Source organism: Caballeronia hypogeia (assembly GCF_001544875.2).
GTDB lineage: Bacteria > Pseudomonadota > Gammaproteobacteria > Burkholderiales > Burkholderiaceae > Caballeronia > Caballeronia hypogeia.
This window is the reverse complement of record NZ_FCOA02000058.1, coordinates 1-23,021: the sequence shown is the minus strand read 5'-3', so window position 1 is coordinate 23,021 and position 23,021 is coordinate 1. Positions and strand designations below refer to the sequence as shown.

Below are 23,021 nucleotides of genomic sequence, written 5' to 3'. Positions count from 1 at the left end.
AACGCCGCGTACTTGGTTTCGTTGTAAGCGGCCGCGATACCGAAACCGCCGATTGCATAGTTCATGCCGAAACCGATTGTGTTGTTCGCGGAAAACGAGCCTGGCCTATTGCCGAAGCCGTACAACGCGGGCGCCTCGCGGCGCCATCTTTGAGCGGGTTGATGCATTGGCAGACGGAGGCGGCGAGCTGAATCGTGACCAGACGAGTTAGGGCGCACGAAGCGTTATAACGCGGTCGCCGCGTCCTTTAAGAGACACAGAAGCCCAGGTGGGAAGTCGGGCGCAAGAACGGCCGCACAGACCTGAAAGGCGGTCGTTCGATTCGATGGCTCCAACGTCCCCTCCAACGTCCCAATAGGGGCCGGCTTCCGCCCGACGCGTCGGAAGGAAGGCGGCCAGGAGCCATGACCCACCGTCTGTTCTCTGGCCCCGCATCCAGAAGACCCCGCGCGTGAATGTCCGCCTCGCTTTGTGGCCGGGGGTCCTTCAAAGCGCGAGCGGCTCTTTCCTAGTGCAGTCGGAAAAAGGGGCAGCCCTGTAAGTTCAGTCGGCTATCATGCCTATCCTCTCCGAAGTAGCTCCTTATGATTTCCGTCCGTAATGTCACCCTGCGCCGCGGCGTCAATGTCGTACTCGACCGCGCGTCCGTCACCTTCACCCCCGGCGAAAAGATTGGTCTCGTCGGTCGCAATGGCGCCGGCAAGTCGTCCTTCTTCGGCCTTCTCAACGGCACGCTACACGAAGATAGCGGCGAGTTCTCGATTCCCGCCGCATGGAAAATGGGCCAGGTCGCGCAGGAGATGCCAGAGACCGAGCAGAGCGCGACCGACTTCGTGATCGAGGGTGACTCCCTCCTGCTGGCCGCGCAGAGTGAAGTAGCCGCCGCCGAGGCCAGCGACGACGGCATGCGCATGGCGCACGCCTACATGGCCCTTCACGACGCCGGCGCACATGATGCCCCCGCACGTGCCCAGGCGCTGATCCTGGGGCTTGGATTCAGTGACGCGCAACTCGCCCAGCCGGTCAACAGTTTCTCCGGGGGCTGGCGCATGCGACTGCAACTGGCGCGCGCGCTGATGTGTCCGTCTGACTTGCTGTTGCTCGACGAGCCGACCAATCACCTCGACCTCGACGCGCTCGTCTGGCTGGAAGCGTGGTTGAAGCGCTATCAAGGAACGCTTGTAGTGATCAGCCACGATCGAGAATTCCTCGACGCGGTGACGCAGGTGACGGTGCACGTCGACAACGCGAAGCTCGTGCGTTACGGCGGCAACTACAGCAAGTTCGAGGATATGCGCGCCGAGCAACTCGTGTTGCAGCAGGCCGCGATGGCCAGGCAGGCGGAAAAGATCGCCCACCTGCAGAAGTTCATCGACCGTTTCAAGGCCAAGGCCTCGAAGGCGAAGCAGGCCCAAAGCCGGGTCAAGGCGCTCGAACGCATGGAGAAGATCGCACCCGTGCTTGCCGACGCAGAGTTCAACTTCGAGTTCAAGGAGCCGCTCAACGTTCCGAACCCGTTGTTGTCGATGCTGGACGCGAGCTTCGGCTATCCCCCGCCGGTCGACGCACCGCCGGGCACGCCGTCGACAATCATCGTGCGGGGCATCAACCGATCTGTGCTCGCCGGGCAGCGAATCGGAATTCTCGGTGCCAACGGGCAGGGCAAGTCGACACTGGTGAAGACGGTGGCGCGCGAGCTGGCGCCGATCGCCGGCGAAATTAGCGAAGGCAAAGGCCTGAACATCGGCTACTTCGCGCAGCAGGAACTCGACGTGCTGCGTCCTCTCGACACGCCGATGGAACACATGATCCGCCTTGCCAGGGACACCCCGGCGCATCTGCGTGCCCCCGGCCAGAGTGGCACGGAACAATCGCTTCGCACCTTCCTCGGCACCTTCAACTTCAGTGGTGACATGGTCCATCAGGCGGTCGGCACGATGAGCGGCGGCGAAAAAGCGCGGCTCGTGCTGTGCATGATCGTGTGGCAGCGGCCCAACCTGCTCCTGCTCGACGAGCCTACCAACCACCTTGACCTGGCCACACGCGAAGCGCTAGGCATGGCACTCAACGAATTCGAAGGCACCGTGATGCTTGTCAGTCACGACCGGTCCCTCCTGCGCGCGGTATGTGACGAGTTTTGGCTTGTTACCAAGGGTGGCGTGGCGCCCTTCGACGGTGATCTGGACGATTACCAGCAGTTCCTGCGCGATGAAGCCCGTCGCATGCGCGAGCAGGCTGCCGGGAAGCACAAGGTCATCGCATGAGATACCGACCGGGCGGGCGGCGGGCGTTGCATGGGAGGCGAAGCGCGGACGTTCGCCAAGGACCAAGCGCGCTCAAACGCTAGATTTCGAGTGCCTCTTCGCTGTCAAGCCTATTCGCTCGCGCAGGAAGAGGACTGGCTTGGCGCGATGGACCGGCACCGCAAGGTGTCCCCGCGTGCGCGCCGACGGTCGGGATGCCGTGACGTCAACCCGTGGTAAATGTCAGCATGGTTTGCGCGGCGCAGGTTGCGTTGACCGGCCTGGTTGGGTTGTCGAGGAAAGCGGCCATGATCGATGGCGCGCATGTGGACTTGCCGAGGACCGCGTGGCCCGTGAAGGGGAACAGCACGACTTGGGCGTTCTTGAGGTCCGGGGTGATCACGTCGACCCATTCGGGCGCCGTCGCAGCGTCGAAGGTACCTTCGAGGATGAGTACCGGCACGTCGCTCACGATTCGGGCGCTCACCGCCGGGGCTGCCGTGGCGACGTTCCAGACCGGGCACTCGGTGAAGAGTCGCCCCTGTTTGGGCTGTACCTTCAGAACCCGGTCCGGGAAGGCCGGAAGCGCCGCCTTCGCCTTCGCTAACGTGGCTGCTTCGGTTGTCAGATTGGCACTTTCGGTGCAGAACACGTCGAGGGCCAGAGCGTCCCCACCCAGCCCGACGAACTCATGCGGGCCTCTTAACGCGAGATAGGCGGCCGCGACCGTGCGAGGATCGCCTCGCGCCATGTCTTCTATCATTTTGGGGACGTCGGAAGCATCGGTTCGCTCGCTTGCCATGATCATCGTATAGGCGTAAGCGAATCCGTCGATGTTCACCGTCACCAAAGCGCCGGACTCGTCCGCGACCTGGGTAACTACGGGCGTTTGGTCGAGGCGGTTCACCGTGGCCGTGAAGTCCGATTCCAGGTTCGGATAGGCGTTGGCGCAGGTGGCCTGCGCCGCACACGCGACGAAGATCGCCTTGAACGAACTCGCGGGCGCCGACCACCACGTCTCGACGATGTTGACCGTAGGTGGCGACACCGAATCGAGAACCACGCTCCGGATGCCTTGCGGGTGATCTCGCATGACGGTCAACGCCAGCCGCGACCCGTAGGACACGCCATAGACGTTCCAGTTGTCAATGCCCATTGCCACCCGGAGGTCGGCAATATCGGCGGCGTTCTCCGTGCTGTTGTAGGCCGTGAGGTCGACGCCCGTGGCGGACAACCGGGCGCGGCACGCCTTGATCGCGGCGGCGTCGGCGATTGTGCTCGATTCTGCCGCAAACGGAATGCTGACGGCGTCGAACAGGAATTGCTCCCAGCCGACACATGGCAGGAGGGGATCGGCGCGGTGCGTGCCGCGCTGGTCGACGAAGATGACGTCGCGCTCGGCGCTGAGCCCATGCTGGACCATGAACGCCACCTCGAACGAGCCGGCCCCGCCAGGGCCGCCGGACAGATAGACAAGTGGATCGGGCTGGGGCGTCGGCGACACGGCGGGTGCGCGCATCACGAAGATACGAATCTGGCGTCCATTGGGCGTGGTCCGATTCTCGGGCACAGTGAGATAGCCGCACTGAACACTTGGCGGGAAGTCGAGGGCGGGGAAGCCGGCGACGTTCGGTTGGGGACACGGAATCGTCTGGAACGATGCCGTTTGATCGGGCGCGCTTTTCGCGCCGCCTCCCGAGCATGCGGTTACGAGGCATACAGTCGCCACGCACACCGCCGCGATGACCACGCAATGCTTTGACGCGTTCGTCATGTTTGGCTCTCTATTCGCAGTTTGTTATTGCGAACCGCCCGGATAGATTGGGAATCGATGCGGAAGTCGCCAGACGGCGGAGAGTCGACATCCGGCCGCCGACAGACTCTTTTGATAGTAGATGACGTTTGTCGGACCTGCTCCGGATTCTCAGTCCCGATTTTCTACTGTGCGCTGGTTGAAAAGCCGGTGGAGATCGGCATCTTCCGTCGAAAAGGGCATTTCCCTCCTCGCCAGCAATTGCGCGGGACGCCGGCACCCATCGGGCGCGCGATGCCGGTCACCTTCGGCCCCGTTCAACGCCAGCCAGATCTGCACCGCGCAGGAAAAAGCAGAACTTCTGCAGGAACTGGCCGGCGGCAAGAACGCGTTGCGCTTGAATCAGGCGCTCGAGGCCGTCGCGTTGGGATGCGGATTTGACCGATGGCGCGAGTTGGTCGCGACCAATGCGAAATTAGCCGCAGGCGAGGCAAATTCGCTAGGCATTGCTGCGGTCATGCTTGGCGATGACCAACACGTTGACGAAGAGACACTGACGGCTCGGCGCGCACTGCAGTTGGAGACCATTCGCGGTGTCATCACATGCTCCCATGCACGAGCGCAAGAGCTTGTGGCCCAGTGGGCTCTGTCCGGCTCGCCCCATGCGGTCCAGACAACTCCGGCAGGGATCCTAAATGCCATTTCCCGAGAGAGCGACAACGAAGCAGCCATTCAACGGGACCATCGGAAGGGTGACGACAACGCCGGCCATTCAATCGTCAGTGGCGATTTCGGCCATACGCTTGAGGAATCGCTTAACGATGCTTTCTTCGCGTCCACGCAGGAGCCCCGTCCTGACGAATCTCCGTACCCGCCTTCGACGCCTCCTGCGCCCGTCGCGGTGACCTACAAGAAACGGCGCTTACCAGCTGGCGAAGGGTAGGCAATTTCGGCATGTCAACATGATGCTGAGTCTGATCCAACCTAGAACGTTGCGCTGAATATCCCATGCCATCCAAGGTCCGAAATTCGTTGCCCTGGATTCTCGAGACCCTAGAGGGCGACGAGACGTATATGCGAAAACAAATGTTCGGCTGTGACGCGGCGTACGTCGGCGGGTTGCTGTGTCTGGTGGTGGCTGACCGGGATGAACCTTGGAACGGTTTGCTTGTATGCACATCGCAGGAACGGCATGCAGCCCTTGTTAAGGAGTTTCCGACGCTGCAGCCACATCAGGTTCTTGGAAAATGGCTTTGTGCAAAGCAAAGCGAGCCGGCCTTTGAGGATGTCGCTCGTCGTATCACATCGTTCGTTCTTTCACGTGATCCGCGCATAGGCGTCGAACCGAAACCACGGCGCCCGGCAACAAAGCTCCGCTGAGCCCATCAGATGGATGTGATCGATCTGAACGAGGCTTTCGCGTCGCAAGGTCTCGCGACCTGCGCCTACCCGGCGTTACCCGACCACGAGCTTCGATAGTGCTACTTCGACCAGCAAAATTCGCCGTCGAGAGCGGCCGTTCCCCAAGACATCTCCCACATTAGCGCGTGCCCACGTGCAGTGCGTGCACCGGTGCAGGAGTTGCTCTGCTTGTCAGGAGAATTCCCACCGCGACTGTGCGATATAGCGCCCTTCTCCGAAGAACCCGTGCCAGTGTCACGCTGTCCTTTCGTCTCCATGGTAGAGACAGCGACTACCGCTTCGCGTTCGGAGGCTCTCCTTGTGTTGGTCGTATGTTCTGGCGTCGAGTTGAGTTGCCTTGGGGCCGTGGCAAACCGGAGAGGAAAGTTCTTTCTGAATGATTCGATTGCGGCGCGCACCGCACCTTTACACCGAACGCACGCACGACAGACAGGTCACTCAACCCGTGATTTGCGCGGCAACGAAATCGATGAATGCCCTGGCACGAGTCGGCATATTACGTCCGAAAGCATGAATCGCATGGACGGGCATGCAGGCGAGCTCAATATCAGGAAGCACGACACGTAAGCGTTGCGCCGTCAAATCATCGCGCACGGCGACTCGCAGAATCTGTGCGATGCCGAGTCCGTTCAACGCTGCCACGCGCATTGCTTCGGCGCTGTCCGCGTCGAATACGCCATCTACCGGCATCGCCGGTCCGTCCGCGAAAAGCACCGGGTATGCGCGGCCATTGAGCCGGTAGCGCACATGTCGATGCGCAGCAAGCTCGACCATCGTTCGTGGCGTGCCCCGTTCGCTCAGATACTCGGGCGAGGCCACCAGCGCGAGCGGCAGCTTTGCTATCAGTTTCCCGTGCAGACGGCTGTCTTCCGGCCACCCGGCACGGACCGCGATGTCAAAACCGTCGCGAATCAGATCCACATGACGATCGCTGACGCTCGCTTCGATCGACAGCGCCGGGTTTTCGCGCATGAGCTGGCGTGTGATGGGTTCCAGTAATAGTCGGCCAAGTGCGCCTGGCAAGCTCACACGGAGCTTGCCAGAAGCGGACGTCGGTGCACGGAGCACTTCGTCGGCGCGCACGAGGCCAGCGACGAGCGGCGCGACGCGCTCGTAATACGCTCGCCCTTCAGCGGTCAACACGAATGCGCGCGTTGAGCGCTGGAATAGCGTGACGCCCAGCCGCCTTTCGAGCCTCGCCACGCTCTTCGACACAGCCGAAGGCGTGGTGTCCATCGATTGCGCGGCGAGCGTGAACGAGCCGGTTTCGACGGCGCGGACAAACGCGGGCAGACCACTGAAGTTTTCGGCAGACATGATGACAATCTGGAATAAGTGAAAGCGCCGCCGTGTGACTTCAACGCCTTGGCGGTCATTGATAGATTGACGGCGTGCGCCAAAACGGCAAATTTCACGGAGAACACAATGAACAGTCTTGCGAACAAAGTCGCTGTCATCACAGGTGGAAACAGCGGAATTGGCCTGGCTACGGCGAAGCTGCTGGTCGAGGACGGCGCGCGCGTGGTCGTGGTGGGACGGCGGGCCGATGCGATCGATGCGGCGGTCGCAGAACTCGGCGAGCGAGCGCTCGGCTTAACAGGCAATCTCGCAGACTCGAAAACGCACGACGAAGTAGCCGCGCTCGTCGCTCGCCACTTCGGCGGCGTCGATCTGTACTTCGCTAACGCAGGCGTCAATACCATCGAAGCGTCGAGCGAGGTCAGTGCCGACTCGTACGACCTGCAGTTCGCGACCAACACACGTGCCATCTTCTTTGGCGTGCAGAAGATCGCGCCGCTGATGCGAGAGAGGGGCTCAATTCTGCTCACCAGTTCCATCGCGAGTTCGAAAGTGCTCGACGGGCATGCGGTTTATTCGGGAACCAAGGCCGCGATCGAGGCATTCGCACGCAGCTGGGCGCTCGAATTTCGCGCACGCGGCATTCGCGTGAATGTGATGAGCCCAGGACCGGTCGACACGCCGATTCTCTCGAAGCTTGGCGTCTCAAACGACGACCGGCCGGCCTTCGAAGCTGTAATGGCAGGTCGTATACCGTTGGGCCGTCTCGGTCGGCCTGACGAAGTGGCTCGCACCGCGCGCTTTCTGCTCGGCGACGAAAGCAGCTTCATCAACGGCGTCAATCTGAGCGTGGACGGCGGCATCTCCCTCACCTGAACTTGCACGGCATGCCGCTATGGCTGACATTCGCTCGAATCGCTCAACACTCGTCGTCCGGTGGATTCGAGCAGCCCGCCGCGGATGGACCGACATCCAGCGAGATTACACTGGCGATTCCCTGTCTCGCCATCTTCGCGTAGGGACAAACCCGCTCCGTGCTGCGCACGAGTTGCTCGGCAATCGACCTCTCCACCCCAGGCAAACTAATGCGAATGTCGGCCGTCAACATGTACATTCCGTCGACGGGGTCACGGCCGAACGTGACCGAGGCATCAACCGCGCTGTCGCCAAGCTCAATGCCGTTCTTCGACGCAATCAACATCAGCGCGCCATGAAAACACGCAGCGTAGCCGGCGGCAAACAGTTGCTCGGGATTCGTGCCGCCGCCAGGGCCGCCGAGCGCCTCGGGTAAGCGCAGGTTCAGTTCGAGGTTGCCGTCTTCCGAACGCACAACGCCGGACGCCCGGCCATGCCCCGCCTCTCCACCCGAAACGCGGATATGCGCCGTGTACAAACCTTGAAATTCAGGACCGTAGTACTTGTCGAGCAGTGTCAGAGGAGGGGGCGTTAACTTGTCCATGATGTCGATCCGTCGTTTAGTCGAATCCGCGCGCCGTATGAATCAATTTGCACGGCTCGCAGCTAGCTTTTTCATCCCTTGCTCGGGATCGTAGTCGGATTGAATACTCAGCGGAAGCGCTGGGCCGTCGCGCATGGTGTTGCCTGAGCAACAACAATCGGACGAACCGGCGCTCGATGACAAACGCGTCGTTATTGTTGTGCCGCGCAAAAACGGCCGTTAGACTTGTAATCTATGAAAGCCCTGCGTATAAATAAAGTTTGGAAGAGCGAGGCCGCCAATTCGACGTTTTGGCGCAAAGCGCGCTATTCCACGTACCTGACGTTCTGGTTTTCCCGAATACCTTTGCAGTCGCTAGCAGCCTTTTCAGCCTGAGTCGCGTTCGCGTTGCCTGCGTTCTTTTCGGTACGCAGGAATGCGCGGCTGTGGTTCCGCAGCACGTTAATTCCCTATGCGTTGGTGCACAGAACGGAAAAATGCGCATGCTCGTCTCCACCAGTTTGACGACTTCTCCACCCGCCGCGAGCGATGATTCGCTCGCCACCAGCTTCGCCACCAGCTACGTCGGCGTGATTTCGTTCCTTGCAGTAGTGAGTGAAGGCAGCTTCGCTAAAGCTGGCGACCGGCTGGGGATAGGCCGCTCCGCGGTAAGCCGCAATGTACAGAAGCTCGAAGCGCAACTCGATGCGCGGCTCTTCCTGCGCACCACGCGAAGTACCGCGCTGACCCGCGAAGGCGAGCTTTTCTATCAGAACTGCAATCCGGGCGTGGAGCGCATTGTGCAGGCGCTCGAGGACATGCGCGAACTTCGCCAGGGCCCGCCGCGCGGCCATTTGCGCATTTGCTCGACAACTGGCTTCGGCCGCAAGATCGTGGCGCCGCTGCTCAACGGCTTCCACTCGGCATACCCCGAGATCGCGATCGACTTCATGCTCAAGGACGGCCCAGCCGATTTCACGTCCGAGCGCATCGACGTCGCATTCCGGGACGGCAAGATGGACGACAGTCAGGTCGTCGCGAAGCAACTGATTCCGATGCAGATGATGGTGTGCGCCTCGCCACAGTACGCGAGCGAGCACGGTTTGCCGGCCACCGTCGAAGAACTCGACGCGCATCGCTGCATCAACTTCCGGCTTGCGTCTGGCCGCATTGCCGAATGGGAATTCAAGGTAGGCGGCGTGAACCGCAAGGTCGTGCCGAAGGCGATGCACGTTTTCAACGACGCTGAGCTTACGCTGCAAGCGGTGCTCGCGGGCCACGGCATAGCGCAGGTCGCGGCCTACCAGGTAAGCGAGCTGCTGCGCGAGGGCCGCCTGCACGCTTGCCTCGCTCAGTATGCGCCGGACGACCGCGGCCACTACGCGTGCTATCTAAGCCGCAAGCATTTGCCGGCGCGTATCCGCGTGTTCATTGACTACATGACGGAGCAGATTCGTGCTCTCGATTTGCAATCTTCCACAGAAGTCCATCGCCTCTCCTTCTGCCCTTGATTGTTGATGTGATGACAACACGGTGAGCTGTTCGCAAGGGCTACCACCGCTGCTCGGTGCTACCTACGATTTCTCCAGACGGGTTTTCGCCTGCGAAGGAGAACATCATGTTGTCGCACGAATTGATCGCGCGGTACGGCATACTCATCGTATTCTTGAACGTTTTCGGTTCTTCGATCGGTTTGCCGCTGCCTGCTGCGCCAACCCTGGTCATGGTTGGCGCGAGCATGTCACTCGCGCTCGGTGACGTGTCGTCGAGCGTCGGACAGTTCGGCGCAATGCTAGGCGCCGCGGTTATCGGCGGCGCGCTCGGCGACGTCGTCTGGTTCCTGTGCGGCAAGCGTTATGGCACGCGCGCACTGCAATGGGTGTGCAAGCTTCTGCCCGGGCAGCGGACCAGTATCGGCCAAATGGAGCGATTCTTCGAGCGCTACGGCGTACGGGTACTTATGATCGCGCGGTTCATACCGGGTCTTTCGCTAGTCTCGGTGCCGCTATGTGGCGCAGTGGCGATTCGATGGCGCTGGTTCGTCCTGCACGATTGTGTGGGGCTAGGCCTCTGGGCGGCGGCGACGCTTGCCGTAGGCGCGATGTTCGCATCACAGATCGAACATACAATCGCATTGTTTTGGCGTTTTTGCTGGCCCGCATTGGCTGCGATCGCGTTGGTGCTCGCGCTGCCTATTTCCTGTCGCTTCTTGCAGCGCGTCTTTCGTGAAAGGACGCGCACACGAGCCCCAGGCGCCGACACGTCCGCACATATTCCGCATGATGCGACGCTAGTGTTGCCCACCTCTTCCTGTTCGTCACGCCCAGCTCATCAATTGATGCGCAGCGGGCAACACCGTGAGCCCGTCGCAGTGTCTACCGCTGCACGTCCCACGTTTCTAAGATGAACTCATGCGGTCGGCGCCAAGCGCAACAGCGATCCGCATATCCAATGTTTGCAAGCCAAAGACAGGAGCCGTCATGACGCAGCGAATCAACTACATCCAGCAATCGCCCCCACTGTTTAAGAAGTTTCTTGAGTTCAGCAACCTTGCGAAGGAAGGAACGATCGAAGAGGCCATCCACGATCTGGTATCGATTCGCGCCTCACAAATCAACGGCTGCGCATTTTGCCTGGACATGCACGTGAAGGAAGCGAAGATTCACGGCGAGCGCGAACTGCGTCTTCATCATCTCGCGGCGTGGCGCGAATCGACGTTATTCGCACCGCGTGAGCGCGCCGCGCTAGCATGGACCGAAGTACTCACGAAGCTGCCGGAACATGGCGTGCCCGACGATATCTACGAACGCGTGCGCACTCAGTTCTCCGAGAAGGAACTATCGGACCTGACGTATGAAATCATGGCGATCAATGGCTGGAATCGCGCAAACGTCGCGTTCAGAACGGTGCCGGGCTCCGCTGACAAAGCATACGGCCTCGACAAGGCAAACCTCTCCTGAGCGCATCCGTTGCGCGTTTGTTGTGCGCCGGCCCGTGCGAGCGGGCCGGCTCATATCGGAGCACACGACCATGCAATACCTGAAAACTGCGGTATCGGCAGTAATCGTCGCGATGGGCTCTCTGGTGAGCATGACCCATGCAGCGCCGCCGGCCGAGGCTAGCGTCACTCAACTGATGACTCAACCGCTTGCCGACTATCCTGGCAAGGAAGCCCTGATGATTACCGTCGAGTATCCGCCCGGCGCGTCGGACCCTGTGCATCGGCATCACGCGCACGGCTTCATCTATGTGCTGGAGGGGTCGATCGTGATGCAGGTGAAAGGAGGCAAGCAAGTGACGCTCACGCCTGGGCAAACTTTCTACGAAGGCCCGAACGACGTGCATACCGTAGGGCGCAACGCCAGCCAGACGCAGCCCGCAAAATTCCTAGTACTGCTGCTCAAAGAAAAGGGCGCGCCGATTCTGGTTCCGGACGAGCAAGGGAACTAGCGGACACGCTGGCGACGCGGCCGGCATGAGCGGCTCGTCCGTAGCCGCACTTTGTGTACGACGAAAGCTATGCGCGATCTTCACTCGGGGCCCCAACGCGGCCGACTTCGCGTTCTCTCGACGCACGGATTCGGCCTCAAGATTGTGGCGCCACTGCTGAACGACTTTCATGCGCGCTATCCTGAGATCGCACTCGAGCTGCTGTTGAGCCCTGATCCCGTTGATTTCAGCAAGGATCGCATCGACCTGTGGTTTCGCGAGGGTTCCGTGGAGGACCGGCACATCGAGGCGCGCCAGTTGATGCCAAGGCAACTGGTGGTCTGTGCATCGCCAGCCTACGCGCGAACCTACGGCTTGCCGCAACATGTCGACGACCTCGTGCGTCATCGCTGCATCAACTTTCGCGATGCCTCGGGAACTATCCAGCCCTGGTCATTCAAGGTAGACGGTCTTGCGCGACGGCGCCAGTTCGTCGCTCGCCACACATTCAACGATGAGAGCCTGATCACGCAGGCTGTTATCGATGGCGTGGGCATTGCTCAATTGCCCGCCTATCACGTTTGCGGTCTGCTCGCGGAGCGCACCCTGCTTTGCTGTCTCGCGCAGTATGCGCCGAAAGACGGCGGCCACTACCTCTGCTATCCGAAGCGCACGCCTGTTCCGGCTCGCGTTCGTGTGTTTATCGAATACATGACGGAGCGCATGCACGCGCTCAATTTGAGGTGATCGGCTCCGTTTTAATGCGTCGATCGCAGAACGGCAATCTGCATTTTCGTGTGGGACCGTCGATTGGTGATTAACCGGCAACATCGTGGATCATCTCGTGGCCCTACTGCTAAACGAGGTGACTGACTAACATGTTCTTACGGGCTGCTTGATTGCACACACCCCGCAGAAACCCGGCGAACACAGTGGCGTGATGCGACGATGCCGGAATGGAAACGCGACCGCAGCGCGGCCGCCGTACTCAGGTTGACGGAGAGTAGATCATGAAAATTGTCGTAATCGGCGGAACCGGTTTGATCGGCAGCAAGGTCGTTAAGCAACTTCGCGCACGCGATCATGAAGTCATTGCGGCATCGCCAGCAACGGGCGTAAACACGATGACCGGAGAAGGCTTGCGAGAGGCACTATCGAGCGCGCGGGTCGTGGTCGATCTCGCTAATTCGCCTTCGTTCGAGGATGCTGCCGTACTCGAATTCTTCGAGACCTCAGGCCGCAATCTTTTCGCGGCGGAGCGTGAAGCAGGCGTCGCACATCACGTCGCGTTGTCGGTTGTCGGTACAGACCGGCTCGCGCAAAGCGGCTATTTCCGCGGCAAGATCGCGCAGGAAAAGCTGATTCGCGAATCGGGCGTGCCGTACACGATCATCCATTCGACGCAGTTCTTCGAGTTCCTCGGCGGCATATTGCATTCGGGAAACGACGGCGAGGTCATCCGTCTCTCGCCGGCTGATTTTCAGCCGATTTCCTCCGACGACGTGGCCGCCGCCGTCACCGAGTTCTCCACCGGCGATCCGCTCCACGGGATCGTGGAAATAGCCGGGCCGCAGCGCGTGAGACTCGCTGATCTTGTCGAACGTTTCGCGCGCGCGAACAACGACCAGCGTGCGGTGATCGAGGATCCCGCGGCCCGCTATTTTGGCGCATCGCTTCAGAAAGACACGCTGTTGCCTGGCGCGAATGCGCATCTTGGCGCCGTGAACTTCGATGAGTGGTTCAGCAACGCCCAACCGGCTCGCGGTTGACTGTATATCCGAGACGCAAACCCAGTGCCGGACTCTGTCAGGCCATGTCGACGATAGTCGCACGCATTGTCGCGACGGTCGAAGAGGATATCCGGCCACCGCAGTAGAGTGCACCTGCCGCCCAGTGAAACATCGCATTTTCTTATCAGGAGTACGTACGATGAAGAACGCAACGCGCAATGTCCTGCCAGTCACCGCGAATGTTGGTAAAGAAGGTTCAGGTGAACTCGTGTCGTCCCGCTACGCTGTGCGAGTGGGTGAAATCGACGTCGTGCTGATCAGCGACGGCATTCTGCCGCTTCCGACGTCCACTATGTCCACCAATGTGAGTGACGGAGATCGCAACGAATGGTTCGATAGCCGTTTCCTCCAACGCGACATGTTCGACTGGGCGCTGAATATCGCGCTTGTGAAAAGCGGCCAACGCCTGATCCTGATCGACTCCGGCGTGGGGGACGGTTTCGAGTACTTCACGCGTGCCGGGCGGTCGGTGATGCGCCTGGAAACAGCTGGCATCGACCTGGCTGCGATCACGGATATCGTGATTACGCATATGCACATGGATCACGTGGGCGGGCTGAACGTGGATGGCGTCAAGGCCAGGCTGCGCCCGGACGTGCGCATTCACGTGGCGGCCGCAGAAGTGGAATTCTGGAAAAATCCGGATTTCAGCAAGACGGTGATGCCGGCAGCGGTTCCTCCCGCTCTACGCAAAGCGGCTGCAACGTTCGTGGAACTCTACGGCAGACAGATCGTTCAGTTCGACCAGACAGTGGAAGTTGCAACGGGCGTGTCGGCACGCGTGACGGGTGGGCACACACCAGGGCACTGCGTCGTCGACGTCGTGTCGAACGGCGAGAAGCTTACATTTGTGGGCGACGCGATTTTCGAAGTCGGCTTCGACAATCCCAAATGGCAGAACGGCTTCGAGCATGAACCCGAAGTGGCAGCGGACGTGCGCATCGCATTACTCAACGAGGCAGCCGAAAGCGGCGCTCTGCTGGCCGCCGCGCATGTCGCGTTTCCGTCAATCGGACACGTCGCAAAGAACGGTGAAAGCTTCCGTTTCGTACCGGTGCAGTGGGATTACTGATTGGCCTCGACTATTGCCATAGTCGACTGGCGTTCCCTTCCGCTGATTCGCGCACAAGATTTCCGTAGTGCAGCGAGGGGCGAGTCGGCGGAAGCGGTGCGCACGAATGGTTTCCAGTCTTCATGATGAAAAATTGATCGACCGAGAGCCTTGAAGTCTCGCTTGGATATGTTCAGCGTCGCCCGAGAGTTAATCTATGATCCGCGGTTGCCGTGGCGTGCCACAGCCCCTCTTGGCGGACAAACGACGGCGGCACTCAAGTACCTGGGTCGTGTCCCGCGCCAATATCCTGATGCCTTCAAGGCGCCCCGCGACCACACGTTCATCAACAGAGCGCTCTCCACGCTCACCTGAACGGCCGTTGCAATCTCCATACGCGACGTTCGGGCTACGATGGGCTGATCGGCCGCTTCGGGGTCGAACTTGCCCATTGACATTGTGGGTGGCTGACGTTCAACGTGGCGCCGATATGAATGGCCGGTCTCCTTCATTCACCAGCCGTCCCAGCGTGGATCGATGAACGTCTATAAAGGCCGATCGAGAGTCAATGTCTCATTTCCGTGACGGTGCGGAGACAGCCGGCATCCATGATTAATATTATTTGGTTTAAAGAGGGCGAATGCTTTCAGGCGTGCGCATAATCGATCGTCAGCGTCTCGCGGAAACATCGTCGCGAGAGTTTTCGTGGACGACCTCGACGTCGACGGTTCGGCCGTCGTCGCCAAACGCGCGCGCGTGGCGACGCAGCGCGCGCGTTTTCCACCAGAAGTATCCGATGACGATCGTGCCCACCCCGAACAAGACTGCGAGCAGGACCACCGACAGCATCGCGGCCGCCACGAGCACGGTTACGCTCAGCACCATGGCGAGCAATCGGCCGAACCATCCGGAACCGCCTACTTGGATATCTTTCTCGTATGCCACACGCCGTGGCGGTGGTCTGCCGTTCTCCATTACTTGACTCCTTGCCGCGGTCCAGTGAATAGTTGGAGGCGGCGATCAGTGATCCATCGTCCGAATTCGAACGGCTGACATCGTCAGCGTAAGCGTCCGCAAAGTTTTACGCGCGTGAGAGATGGAGTAGGGAATAGCCTCACGAAACATCCGCGCCATCTTTTCTCGCACCCGTGCCCTTTTGGCACCAGAAACTCATAACGGTTCGATCAGAAATGGAGCCGGTCTAATTCGCCGCCATCCGCTGTCGCGCGCTCATGAAAGGTCCAGTCGGCTGACGCTCCGGTGCGAAGCGGGCGAAGCCCACGGGTCCGGGCATGTCGATATAAACCGCTTCCATTCCCTGGCGGCTATAGCTTTCATGCCAGAAGCCTGCGCCGCCGCTGTCACGGAGAAAGTCGCGCCACCAGCGCGAATGTGGCTCGCTGCGGGTGAAAGCTTCAAGGCTTTCGAGGTCGCGCCAATACTGGCGGATGCCGACATGGTTGAGGGCGAAGAGAACCTGATCGCTGGACAACAAGCCAGCGGGCGGGTTCGCTTCGATCTGTCGCAGGCCTTTGCCGATGCCGAGTGCGGCTGCGATACCGCGCAGTCTGCGGACGCGAAAGCCTAATATCACGACCACCAGGTCCGGATAGGCGCTGAGGTCGACCGACCTACGGGTGACGGAGACTTGCATGGCGACTCCTCGAAGTTTACGCTGTAAGCATAGTCCCAATAATTACAGTGCAAACAACGATGAGTGATGCTGTTTCCTCCCTTCGTGATCGTCTGGTCGACTGCGCGCTTGCCTTGCTCGAACAGGGCGAAAGCGACGTCAGCCTGCGTGCCGTTGCACGGGCAGCAGGGGTGTCGGCGATGGCGCCTTATCGCCATTTCGAAGACAAGGCGGCGCTGATGGGCGCGGTCGCGCTCAAGGGTTTTGCCATGCTGGAAGCGGACGCCGCGCGCGCCGATAAAGCGGGCGATCCGGGCGACGCGCTGACCGCGCAGGGTTTGGCCTATGTCGGTTTCGCCCGCGCGCATCCTGCGCTGTTCCGCCTGATGTTCGCGGACGGGGCAGGACTACGCCTGCCGCACGAGGAGTGTCAGGGCGCTTATGCGCTGATGGTGCGGCGGGTGACCGAACTGGCGCCGCAGCAGGTCGAGGCGGGGGCGCTTGCTTGTTGGGGGCTGGTGCACGGATTGGCGACGCTCGCGCTCGACGGACGAATTCCGGCCGATCCGGCCCGTGACAGGGCGGCGCTGGTCCTGATGACGCGGGCCCTGAGGACAGCGCCGCTTGTCCCCATCGATTCCTGACACGGATTCCGGGACGTTGCGTGCTCAAGTCTGCTCGCACGATCGGTCCTATGTGGATCAAGGCATCGAAGCAGCGATTTCTTCCAAGCGGGATGCTCCAACGAGGAGCGCGCTATCACGTAGACATACCGACACAGCAACCAGCTTCGCTGACGCAGTCCGGACGCCAAACGGGCCAACGAGCGGAGGGTGAGTTATCATTGGGTGCGCATTTCACCGTGGAATTGTTCACCATGAGTGTTGACCCAGGCTGGTTTGGCCAGATTGAGCGTGAGTGGAAGATGCTACGGCGGGGCGACCCATCGCTCAACCCAGAGAAGTTCTTCCGTCACGTCCTCTCCGCCAACAAGGCCGGCTTCTTGTCCGCCGAAAGTCTCGCCGCTATCGCCAGCGGCCTTCTCACCAGCCCGCTCCACGGGGCACCGCTCCTCGGGCGGCGGCTCCTCGAGCGAGTTGGCATCAATCGCCATCCGACCTTGCGCCTGGCGCTCGCTGTCTCACTTGTCACGGCGACGGGTGGGGATGCCGACTTCGAAACGGGCAACGCGATATTTGAGGACGTGATGAAGGATGACTCGGCCGACGGGCGTTTGCGCGGATTGGCGGCGGCAGCACTGGCGGACAGTGCGCGGCTCGGCCGCGGCATGCCGGTTGATGTCAAAAAAGCGGTCACGCTCTACGACCGCGCCATTGAACTTGGCCACAAGGCCGCAGCACACAATCTCGGGCTGTACTGGGAAGGTATGTGGGGCGCGGAATCGTCAAATGAAGCGCTGCCCAACAGCGCTCGTGCAATTCAGACATACAAGCGGGGCGGAAGCGATGCGCGCTGTCAGTTGCGAATTTCGAATCTACTCGAAGCCGTGCAGTGACGGGGAAACGGCCGACTCGCGACGAGGAGTGGCGGTCCGTGTCAAGGCAAGCTGATCAATCTTCCCGGTGTCTTTTCGTGCGCTGAACCAGGTAGCGTTCCTGTTCTATCTATTGATAGATTGATGACGTTTGAAATGATGGTTTGGACGTGACTTGGCACGCACAATAGTTTCACGGGAAACCCTCAGGTCGATGTCCCTGAAACATAGGTACTAAAACAGTGATGCTCTGGCTGGGTAAGACGTGTCAGGCGGACCGGAGACGAGCGAGGCATCCCATATACCCGCCGGTTTTGGCAAATTTTGGCAAGCCTGCTATGCTGGAACCCATGACCACGATGAACATTTCGTTGCCGGAGACGCTGAAAAGTTTCGTTGATGAGCAAGTCAACGAACGGGGCTACGGCACCAGCAGCGAATATGTCCGCGAACTCATCCGCCGCGATCAGCAGCGGCAGCAATTGCGCGCGCTACTGCTGGAGGGAGCGGCATCGGGTCCGACGACGCCGGTTGATGGGAGCTATTTCGAGTCGCTGCGCACGCGCGTGCGTAATGCGCGTAAATGAGGTCGAAGCCGGTTATCCCCACGCATCGCGCGCAGCAGGACGTCGAAAGCGAGATTGACTATTACCTTCTCGAAGAAGGATCTGAGCGCGCCGCGCTGGGGTTTATCGCTGCGGTCGAAGAGGCCTACCTGCGGCTCGGCAGAAATCCCGCAGTGGGATCTCCCCGCTATGCCTACGAGCTCGATCTGCCCGGCCTTCGCTCGTGGCCACTCAAGCGCTATCCGCATCTTGTCCTTTACGTAGATCGCGACGATCACGTCGAAATCTGGCGCGTGATTAATGGTGCACGGGATCTTCCCGCGTGGCTGCTCAACGAAGACGGATAGTCGCGCCGGCAGATCAACCTGCGTTCGGATGCGACCTGCTGCCCGCCGGCACCTACCACGTCGACGTAGCAACCCGTCTCGCCGCTGTTGTTCGCACTGCGAGGATGTTCCGCATGGTCGCCAACGAGGGGTGACTTTGATTTTCGTGCGTTTTTCCGGTTAGACAGATCCAATCGCCGCGCGGCTTTGCGAACTGCCCCCTATAAATATTGATTTCGAATCAATCGGTTGCTGTCTGGCGTAGAAACGGGCTTAGCGTAACGTCCTTGGAGTTGTTGATCTCATTGCCTGCAGTACACCGTACCGATATAACGCATCCAAGTTAAGAGAGGGCGCGTTTTCCTAATTCGACTGATTCCCCGGACGCATCCTGACTTTGAAACAGCCACTGTTCCGAACAGATCCCGTCGGCTTATCGAGAGGGAGTACGACTTCGAGGCGCGGGCACGACTTCTGATTGAGCGTCCGAGCAGCGCCGTAAATCGGCGCACGTTCGCCGACAACGGCTGGCTAATGGCCTCGCTCCCCAAGGGGCGGCGTGGCGGCTCGCTGCACGACACTCAATATCTTCGCGAACTCGACCGCTGATCAGCATCGAAGGCGAGGAGCTTGTCGGTGCTAAGGGAGCCCGGGCGATGTCACCGTGAATCGCCACGGCGTGGGGCCGGTCAAAGCGACTCACCCTTCCGTTTTTTCTTGAGCCACCCCGCTGCCGTGCCAGCGTGATTGCATCGTAGCGGCCGGACACGCTCAGTTTGCCGAGGATGTTCTCTACATTCCACTTACCGTGCCAAACGAGAGTGAGGGAGCGTGGTCCTGGATGGCGTGCCGCCCGCCTTGCAACTGTTCGGCACTGGCGGCCTGGACCACATGAACGGCTTCGGCACGCCGCTGGAGACGTTTGCAAAGATCCTGGCCAAGGCAAGCCGACGTGCCGCCAACATTCCGATGGCCGTATTCCGCACCCTCGTGACGCCGGAAGGTGACCAAAGCCCTTCTACGCGAGACCCTGCGGCTCTTCAACGCCCCCCCATTTGGGCAGGGGCGGTCCATTGCCGGTTCAAATTATTCTGAAAACGTCGCACCGGATTCACGCCTCGGCCGTACGTCGCGGTAGGTATTCACACGCGTTCCAGCATCCGGTGGGCGTGAACGGCTCGAAAGTGATCGTGGCGATCAACAACGACGAAGAGGCGTCAACCTGGCGTGGCTGCTGATTGGCCTTGTCGGCGACGTGTTCCCTGTAGTACCGGCGGTCGCGGACACCGTTTGGATACAAGCGGCTTTACTGGCAGCTCTATTTCAGATTCGCAGGAGAGACTCATGATCGTCCGGGACAGATCGCTGCGCAAAGTCGTCGAGTTCTGGTTTGGCTCGCAGCCTCGAAACCGTCTTCGTGTGACACGTTTCAGCCGTTCACGCTGCAAGTTGTGGCGCTATGTGTGTGTAGAGATGACGCGTGAGAGGGGCGCCTTTGCAGTCGTATTCTTTCGACACGACGACGGCTCGTGGTGCGTGTTCCCGCCGGCGCCGCATCGTCCCGCGATGGGCGCTGCGCTATACGCCGACGCTTCTTCGTGATGTGCTCCGGACCTCGCGTGTCCACTTCAGTTGGCCTGTTGTACGGCATTCGAATAGAAGAATGGAGACAAGACTAGTGTGTATTTCGACGGTACTTGAAGACGATTTCGCGCCAGTGCGCGAGGCAATGAAATATGACGTAGTGATCGTCGGTGGAGGCCCGGCCGGCCTGTCGGCGGCGATTCGTCTGAAACAGCGGGCCGGGAAAGAGGGTATCGAAATCAGCGTTTGCGTGCTCGAGAAAGGCTCTGAGATTGGGGCGCACATCCTTTCAGGCGCCGTGATGGATCCGCGGGCACTTTACGAGCTCATTCCCGATTGGGAAGACAAGGGCGCGCCTTTGAACGTTGCTGTTACCGAGGATCGGTTCCTGTTTCTCTCGAAGACGGGCGCGAGGGCCGCACCGTCCTGGGCGTTACCGGACAACTTCAAGAATCACGGCAACTACGTAATCAGCCTCGCGAACGTGACGCGCTGGCTCGGCCAGCAGGCCGAGGCGCTCGGAGTCGAGATTTTTCCGGGGTTTCCGGCCGCCGAAGTGCTCTACAACGACGACGGCTCGGTCAAGGGCGTCGCGACCGGTAACCTCGGCGTCGGCAAGGACGGCGAGCCGACCGAGAACTTCCAGCTCGGCATGGAGCTGCACTCAAAGTACACGCTGTTCTGCGAAGGCGCGCGCGGCCACCTCGGCCGTCAGCTGAACGAGCGGTTTAAGCTGCGCGACGGCGTCGATCCGCAGGTCTACGGCATCGGTATCAAGGAGTTGTGGGAGATCGATCCCGCGAAGCACAAGCCGGGTCTCGTGACGCACACGGCTGGCTGGCCGCTTGAAAACGACACGTATGGCGGCTCGTTCCTCTACCACATGGACAACAACCAGGTCGTGGTGGGCTTCGTGGTCGGTCTCGGCTATTCGAATCCGTATCTGTCGCCGTTCGACGAGTTCCAGCGCTACAAGACGCATCCGGCAATCCGCGCGATTCTCGAAGGCGGCAAGCGCGTATCGTACGGCGCGCGAGCGATCACCGCGGGCGGCCTGCTGTCATTACCTAAGCTGGTGTTCCCGGGCGGCGCGCTGGTCGGCGACGACGCGGGCTTTCTGAACGTATCGCGCATCAAGGGTTCGCACGCCGCGATCAAGACCGGCATGCTCGCGGCCGACGCCGCGTTCGACGCCGTGCAGGCTGGCCGTCAGGCTGACGAACTGACCGCTTACCCGGAAGCGTTCAAGACGTCATGGCTCTACACCGAACTGTATCGCGCGCGTAACTTCAAGCAGTGGATGAGCAAGGGTCTCTACCTCGGCACGTTGATGGTCGGCCTCGAACAGAAGGTCCTGAGAGGCAACGTGCCGTGGACGCTGCGTCATAAACACTGGGATCATGAGATGCTGAAACCGGCGTCGCAATTTACGCCGATCACGTATCCGAAACCGGACGGCAAGCTCACCTTCGACCGATTGTCGTCGGTGTTTATCTCGAACACGAATCACGAAGAGAACCAGCCCGCGCATCTGACGTTGAAGGATGGGAGCGTGCCGATCACGATCAACCTGCGAACCTACGCAGGTCCAGAAGCGCGGTTCTGTCCGGCGGGTGTCTACGAGTTCGTGAAAAACGACGCAAACGAAGACCGGCTTCAAATCAATGCGCAAAACTGCGTCCACTGCAAGACCTGCGACATCAAGGATCCGACGCAGAACATCGTATGGGTCACGCCCGAAGGCGGCGGCGGTCCGAACTATCCGGGCATGTGACCGGAAAGCAGTATCACGTCAATCCAACTCACGACAATTCCCTCAGTCATCGAGTCATTGTGAGGCTGAACATCATGAACTGCTCGCTACGAACCCGAACTAGCGCAATTACCGCGGGTCGCTTTGTGCCCGCGTTTATCAAATACATTGACTGAGACATAGCCATGTCGTTGATTCTTTCCCGCCGCGATCTGAATTTCCTGCTGTACGAATGGCTCCGCGTCGAGCAGCTAACGTCGATCGAGCGCTATTCAGATCATTCGCGCGAGACGTTCGACGCCGCACTCGATACGTGCGAGAAGATCGCGATCGATCTCTTCGCCACGCATAACAAGAAAAGCGATGCGCACGAACCGCACTTCGACGGCGAGACGGTGCATATCATCCCCGAGGTTAAAACTGCGCTTTCCGCATTTAGCGAAGCCGGCCTGATGGCGGCGGGACAGGACTACGAGCTTGGCGGTATGCAACTGCCGATGGTGGTTGAGAAGGCGGCCTTTGCATACTTCATCGGCGCGAATATCGGCACCACCGCGTACCCGTTTCTCACCATCGGTAACGCCAATCTGCTCCTGACCTACGGCACGCCCAAGCAGATCGACGCGTTCGTGAGGCCTGAAATGGAAGGACGCTTCTTCGGCACGATGTGCCTGTCTGAGCCGCAGGCGGGATCGTCGCTCTCGGACATTACGACACGCGCCGAGTACGAAGGAGAGTCACCCTTCGGTGCGCAGTACCGCTTGTGCGGAAACAAGATGTGGATATCGGCCGGCGATCATGAGTTGTCTGAGAATATCGTGCACTTGGTGCTCGCGAAAATACCCGATGCGGAAGGCAAGCTGGTTCCCGGGGTGAAGGGCATTTCGCTCTTCATCGTCCCAAAGTACCTCGTCAATGAGGATGGCTCGAAGGACGAACACAACGACGTGGTGCTCGCCGGCCTCAATCACAAGATGGGCTATCGCGGTACCACCAACTGCCTGTTGAATTTTGGTGAAGGCGTCAAATACCGGCCGCGCCACAGGGCGGGCGCGATTGGCTATCTCGTCGGCGAGCCGGGCCAAGGTCTGTCGTGCATGTTCCATATGATGAACGAGGCGCGAATCGGCGTCGGACTCGGTGCATCGGTGCTTGGCTATACTGAACCGCCCCGGAAATGTAGGAGACTTTGGATCTTGGCTGTATCTGGAGATTTAAAGCATGGAAAGCGAAGGCAAG

At 60.2% G+C, this 23,021-nt stretch carries 22 protein-coding genes and 1 pseudogene; 18 read left to right on the top strand and 5 right to left on the bottom strand.

The window, feature by feature from the left end; all coding sequences use genetic code 11:
* Positions 1–584: 584 nt before the first annotated feature.
* Positions 585–2,264, top strand: a complete 1,680-nt coding sequence (locus AWB79_RS37235) for an ABC-F family ATP-binding cassette domain-containing protein (protein ID WP_061172473.1) — start codon at positions 585–587, stop codon at positions 2,262–2,264.
* 205 nt (positions 2,265–2,469) lie between these two features.
* On the opposite strand, the gene AWB79_RS37230 is transcribed toward AWB79_RS37235, so the two are convergent.
* On the bottom strand, positions 2,470–4,017 hold the full coding sequence (locus AWB79_RS37230) for an alpha/beta hydrolase (RefSeq protein ID WP_082862594.1): 1,548 nt from the start codon (positions 4,015–4,017) through the stop codon (positions 2,470–2,472).
* A 121-nt stretch (positions 4,018–4,138) separates the two neighbouring features.
* On the opposite strand from AWB79_RS37230, the gene AWB79_RS37225 reads away from it, so the two are divergent.
* Positions 4,139–4,939 (top strand): hypothetical protein, encoded by an 801-nt coding sequence (locus AWB79_RS37225; RefSeq protein ID WP_198399175.1) that lies wholly within the window; start codon positions 4,139–4,141, stop codon positions 4,937–4,939.
* Positions 4,940–5,004: 65 nt separating this feature from the next.
* On the top strand, positions 5,005–5,376 hold the full coding sequence (locus AWB79_RS38770) for a hypothetical protein (RefSeq protein ID WP_074169490.1): 372 nt from the start codon (positions 5,005–5,007) through the stop codon (positions 5,374–5,376).
* Positions 5,377–5,856: 480 nt separating this feature from the next.
* Here AWB79_RS38770 and AWB79_RS37220 read toward each other — a convergent pair whose 3' ends face one another.
* On the bottom strand, positions 5,857–6,735 hold the full coding sequence (locus AWB79_RS37220) for a LysR family transcriptional regulator (protein WP_061172470.1): 879 nt from the start codon (positions 6,733–6,735) through the stop codon (positions 5,857–5,859).
* A 108-nt stretch (positions 6,736–6,843) separates the two neighbouring features.
* Here AWB79_RS37220 and AWB79_RS37215 point away from each other — a divergent pair, with 108 nt between their 5' ends.
* Positions 6,844–7,593, top strand: a complete 750-nt coding sequence (locus tag AWB79_RS37215) for an SDR family NAD(P)-dependent oxidoreductase (RefSeq protein WP_061172469.1) — start codon at positions 6,844–6,846, stop codon at positions 7,591–7,593.
* Positions 7,594–7,636: 43 nt separating this feature from the next.
* On the opposite strand, the gene AWB79_RS37210 is transcribed toward AWB79_RS37215, so the two are convergent.
* The gene (locus AWB79_RS37210; protein ID WP_061172468.1) at positions 7,637–8,176 is read right to left on the bottom strand and encodes an Ohr family peroxiredoxin; all 540 of its coding nucleotides are present in this window, start codon (positions 8,174–8,176) and stop codon (positions 7,637–7,639) included.
* A 482-nt stretch (positions 8,177–8,658) separates the two neighbouring features.
* On the opposite strand from AWB79_RS37210, the gene AWB79_RS37205 reads away from it, so the two are divergent.
* From AWB79_RS37205 to AWB79_RS37175, 7 genes and pseudogenes are all read left to right on the top strand, one after another.
* Positions 8,659–9,666, top strand: a complete 1,008-nt coding sequence (locus tag AWB79_RS37205) for a LysR family transcriptional regulator (protein ID WP_061172475.1) — start codon at positions 8,659–8,661, stop codon at positions 9,664–9,666.
* A 107-nt stretch (positions 9,667–9,773) separates the two neighbouring features.
* Entirely contained in the window at positions 9,774–10,562 is a 789-nt protein-coding gene (locus tag AWB79_RS37200) for a DedA family protein (protein WP_061172467.1), read from the top strand.
* A gap of 73 nt (positions 10,563–10,635) precedes the next feature.
* Positions 10,636–11,115: a carboxymuconolactone decarboxylase family protein gene (locus AWB79_RS37195; RefSeq protein WP_061172466.1), complete on the top strand. Its 480-nt coding sequence runs from the start codon at positions 10,636–10,638 to the stop codon at positions 11,113–11,115.
* Between the two features lie 70 nt (positions 11,116–11,185).
* A complete protein-coding gene (locus AWB79_RS37190; protein WP_061172465.1) occupies positions 11,186–11,605 on the top strand; it encodes a cupin domain-containing protein in 420 nt (139 codons plus the stop codon).
* Between the two features lie 69 nt (positions 11,606–11,674).
* Positions 11,675–12,331: pseudogene (locus tag AWB79_RS37185) on the top strand (substrate binding domain-containing protein); the annotation flags it as partial.
* Between the two features lie 263 nt (positions 12,332–12,594).
* Positions 12,595–13,353, top strand: a complete 759-nt coding sequence (locus AWB79_RS37180; RefSeq protein WP_061172463.1) for an SDR family oxidoreductase — start codon at positions 12,595–12,597, stop codon at positions 13,351–13,353.
* Between the two features lie 160 nt (positions 13,354–13,513).
* Complete coding sequence (locus AWB79_RS37175) at positions 13,514–14,446, top strand: MBL fold metallo-hydrolase (RefSeq protein ID WP_061172462.1); 933 nt, start codon at positions 13,514–13,516, stop codon at positions 14,444–14,446.
* 648 nt (positions 14,447–15,094) lie between these two features.
* On the opposite strand, the gene AWB79_RS37165 is transcribed toward AWB79_RS37175, so the two are convergent.
* Entirely contained in the window at positions 15,095–15,319 is a 225-nt protein-coding gene (locus tag AWB79_RS37165) for a hypothetical protein (protein ID WP_232471141.1), read from the bottom strand.
* A 307-nt stretch (positions 15,320–15,626) separates the two neighbouring features.
* Positions 15,627–16,079: a phenylacetaldoxime dehydratase family protein gene (locus AWB79_RS37160; RefSeq protein ID WP_061172459.1), complete on the bottom strand. Its 453-nt coding sequence runs from the start codon at positions 16,077–16,079 to the stop codon at positions 15,627–15,629.
* Positions 16,080–16,138: 59 nt separating this feature from the next.
* Between AWB79_RS37160 and AWB79_RS37155 the strand changes: the two genes are divergently transcribed.
* From AWB79_RS37155 to AWB79_RS37125, 7 genes are all read left to right on the top strand, one after another.
* Positions 16,139–16,702 (top strand): TetR/AcrR family transcriptional regulator, encoded by a 564-nt coding sequence (locus AWB79_RS37155; protein ID WP_061172458.1) that lies wholly within the window; start codon positions 16,139–16,141, stop codon positions 16,700–16,702.
* A 50-nt stretch (positions 16,703–16,752) separates the two neighbouring features.
* A complete protein-coding gene (locus tag AWB79_RS37150) occupies positions 16,753–17,574 on the top strand; it encodes an SEL1-like repeat protein (protein WP_232471140.1) in 822 nt (273 codons plus the stop codon).
* A gap of 329 nt (positions 17,575–17,903) precedes the next feature.
* Positions 17,904–18,140 carry a type II toxin-antitoxin system ParD family antitoxin gene (locus AWB79_RS37145; RefSeq protein ID WP_061172474.1) on the top strand — a complete coding sequence of 79 codons (237 nt, stop codon included), beginning with the start codon at positions 17,904–17,906 and terminating at the stop codon, positions 18,138–18,140.
* A complete protein-coding gene (locus tag AWB79_RS37140; protein ID WP_061172456.1) occupies positions 18,137–18,466 on the top strand; it encodes a type II toxin-antitoxin system RelE/ParE family toxin in 330 nt (109 codons plus the stop codon). Before AWB79_RS37145 ends, AWB79_RS37140 begins: the two co-directional genes overlap by 4 nt.
* An 810-nt stretch (positions 18,467–19,276) precedes the next feature.
* The gene (locus AWB79_RS40295; protein WP_061172455.1) at positions 19,277–19,540 is read left to right on the top strand and encodes a hypothetical protein; all 264 of its coding nucleotides are present in this window, start codon (positions 19,277–19,279) and stop codon (positions 19,538–19,540) included.
* Between the two features lie 568 nt (positions 19,541–20,108).
* A complete protein-coding gene (locus AWB79_RS37130; RefSeq protein WP_198399174.1) occupies positions 20,109–21,803 on the top strand; it encodes an electron transfer flavoprotein-ubiquinone oxidoreductase in 1,695 nt (564 codons plus the stop codon).
* Positions 21,804–21,967: 164 nt separating this feature from the next.
* Positions 21,968–23,021 (top strand): acyl-CoA dehydrogenase family protein (locus tag AWB79_RS37125; protein WP_198399173.1); only part of this gene is annotated, 1,054 nt, incomplete at its 3' end.

Excerpts from the sequence above, each read along its gene's own strand:
- AWB79_RS37220 (WP_061172470.1), bottom strand. The coding sequence starts at position 6,735 with ATGTCTGCCGAAAACTTCAGTGGTCTGCCCGCGTTTGTCCGCGCCGTC.
- AWB79_RS37145 (WP_061172474.1), top strand. The coding sequence starts at position 17,904 with ATGACCACGATGAACATTTCGTTGCCGGAGACGCTGAAAAGTTTCGTT.
- AWB79_RS37180 (WP_061172463.1), top strand. The coding sequence starts at position 12,595 with ATGAAAATTGTCGTAATCGGCGGAACCGGTTTGATCGGCAGCAAGGTC.
- AWB79_RS37200 (WP_061172467.1), top strand. The coding sequence starts at position 9,774 with ATGTTGTCGCACGAATTGATCGCGCGGTACGGCATACTCATCGTATTC.
- AWB79_RS37140 (WP_061172456.1), top strand. The coding sequence starts at position 18,137 with ATGAGGTCGAAGCCGGTTATCCCCACGCATCGCGCGCAGCAGGACGTC.
- AWB79_RS37230 (WP_082862594.1), bottom strand. The coding sequence starts at position 4,017 with ATGACGAACGCGTCAAAGCATTGCGTGGTCATCGCGGCGGTGTGCGTG.
- AWB79_RS38770 (WP_074169490.1), top strand. The coding sequence starts at position 5,005 with ATGCCATCCAAGGTCCGAAATTCGTTGCCCTGGATTCTCGAGACCCTA.
- AWB79_RS37175 (WP_061172462.1), top strand. The coding sequence starts at position 13,514 with ATGAAGAACGCAACGCGCAATGTCCTGCCAGTCACCGCGAATGTTGGT.
- AWB79_RS37205 (WP_061172475.1), top strand. The coding sequence starts at position 8,659 with ATGCTCGTCTCCACCAGTTTGACGACTTCTCCACCCGCCGCGAGCGAT.
- AWB79_RS37130 (WP_198399174.1), top strand. The coding sequence starts at position 20,109 with ATGGAGACAAGACTAGTGTGTATTTCGACGGTACTTGAAGACGATTTC.
- AWB79_RS37225 (WP_198399175.1), top strand. The coding sequence starts at position 4,139 with ATGACGTTTGTCGGACCTGCTCCGGATTCTCAGTCCCGATTTTCTACT.
- AWB79_RS37160 (WP_061172459.1), bottom strand. The coding sequence starts at position 16,079 with ATGCAAGTCTCCGTCACCCGTAGGTCGGTCGACCTCAGCGCCTATCCG.
- AWB79_RS37190 (WP_061172465.1), top strand. The coding sequence starts at position 11,186 with ATGCAATACCTGAAAACTGCGGTATCGGCAGTAATCGTCGCGATGGGC.
- AWB79_RS37215 (WP_061172469.1), top strand. The coding sequence starts at position 6,844 with ATGAACAGTCTTGCGAACAAAGTCGCTGTCATCACAGGTGGAAACAGC.
- AWB79_RS37210 (WP_061172468.1), bottom strand. The coding sequence starts at position 8,176 with ATGGACAAGTTAACGCCCCCTCCTCTGACACTGCTCGACAAGTACTAC.
- AWB79_RS37155 (WP_061172458.1), top strand. The coding sequence starts at position 16,139 with ATGAGTGATGCTGTTTCCTCCCTTCGTGATCGTCTGGTCGACTGCGCG.
- AWB79_RS37195 (WP_061172466.1), top strand. The coding sequence starts at position 10,636 with ATGACGCAGCGAATCAACTACATCCAGCAATCGCCCCCACTGTTTAAG.
- AWB79_RS37150 (WP_232471140.1), top strand. The coding sequence starts at position 16,753 with ATGTGGATCAAGGCATCGAAGCAGCGATTTCTTCCAAGCGGGATGCTC.
- AWB79_RS37235 (WP_061172473.1), top strand. The coding sequence starts at position 585 with ATGATTTCCGTCCGTAATGTCACCCTGCGCCGCGGCGTCAATGTCGTA.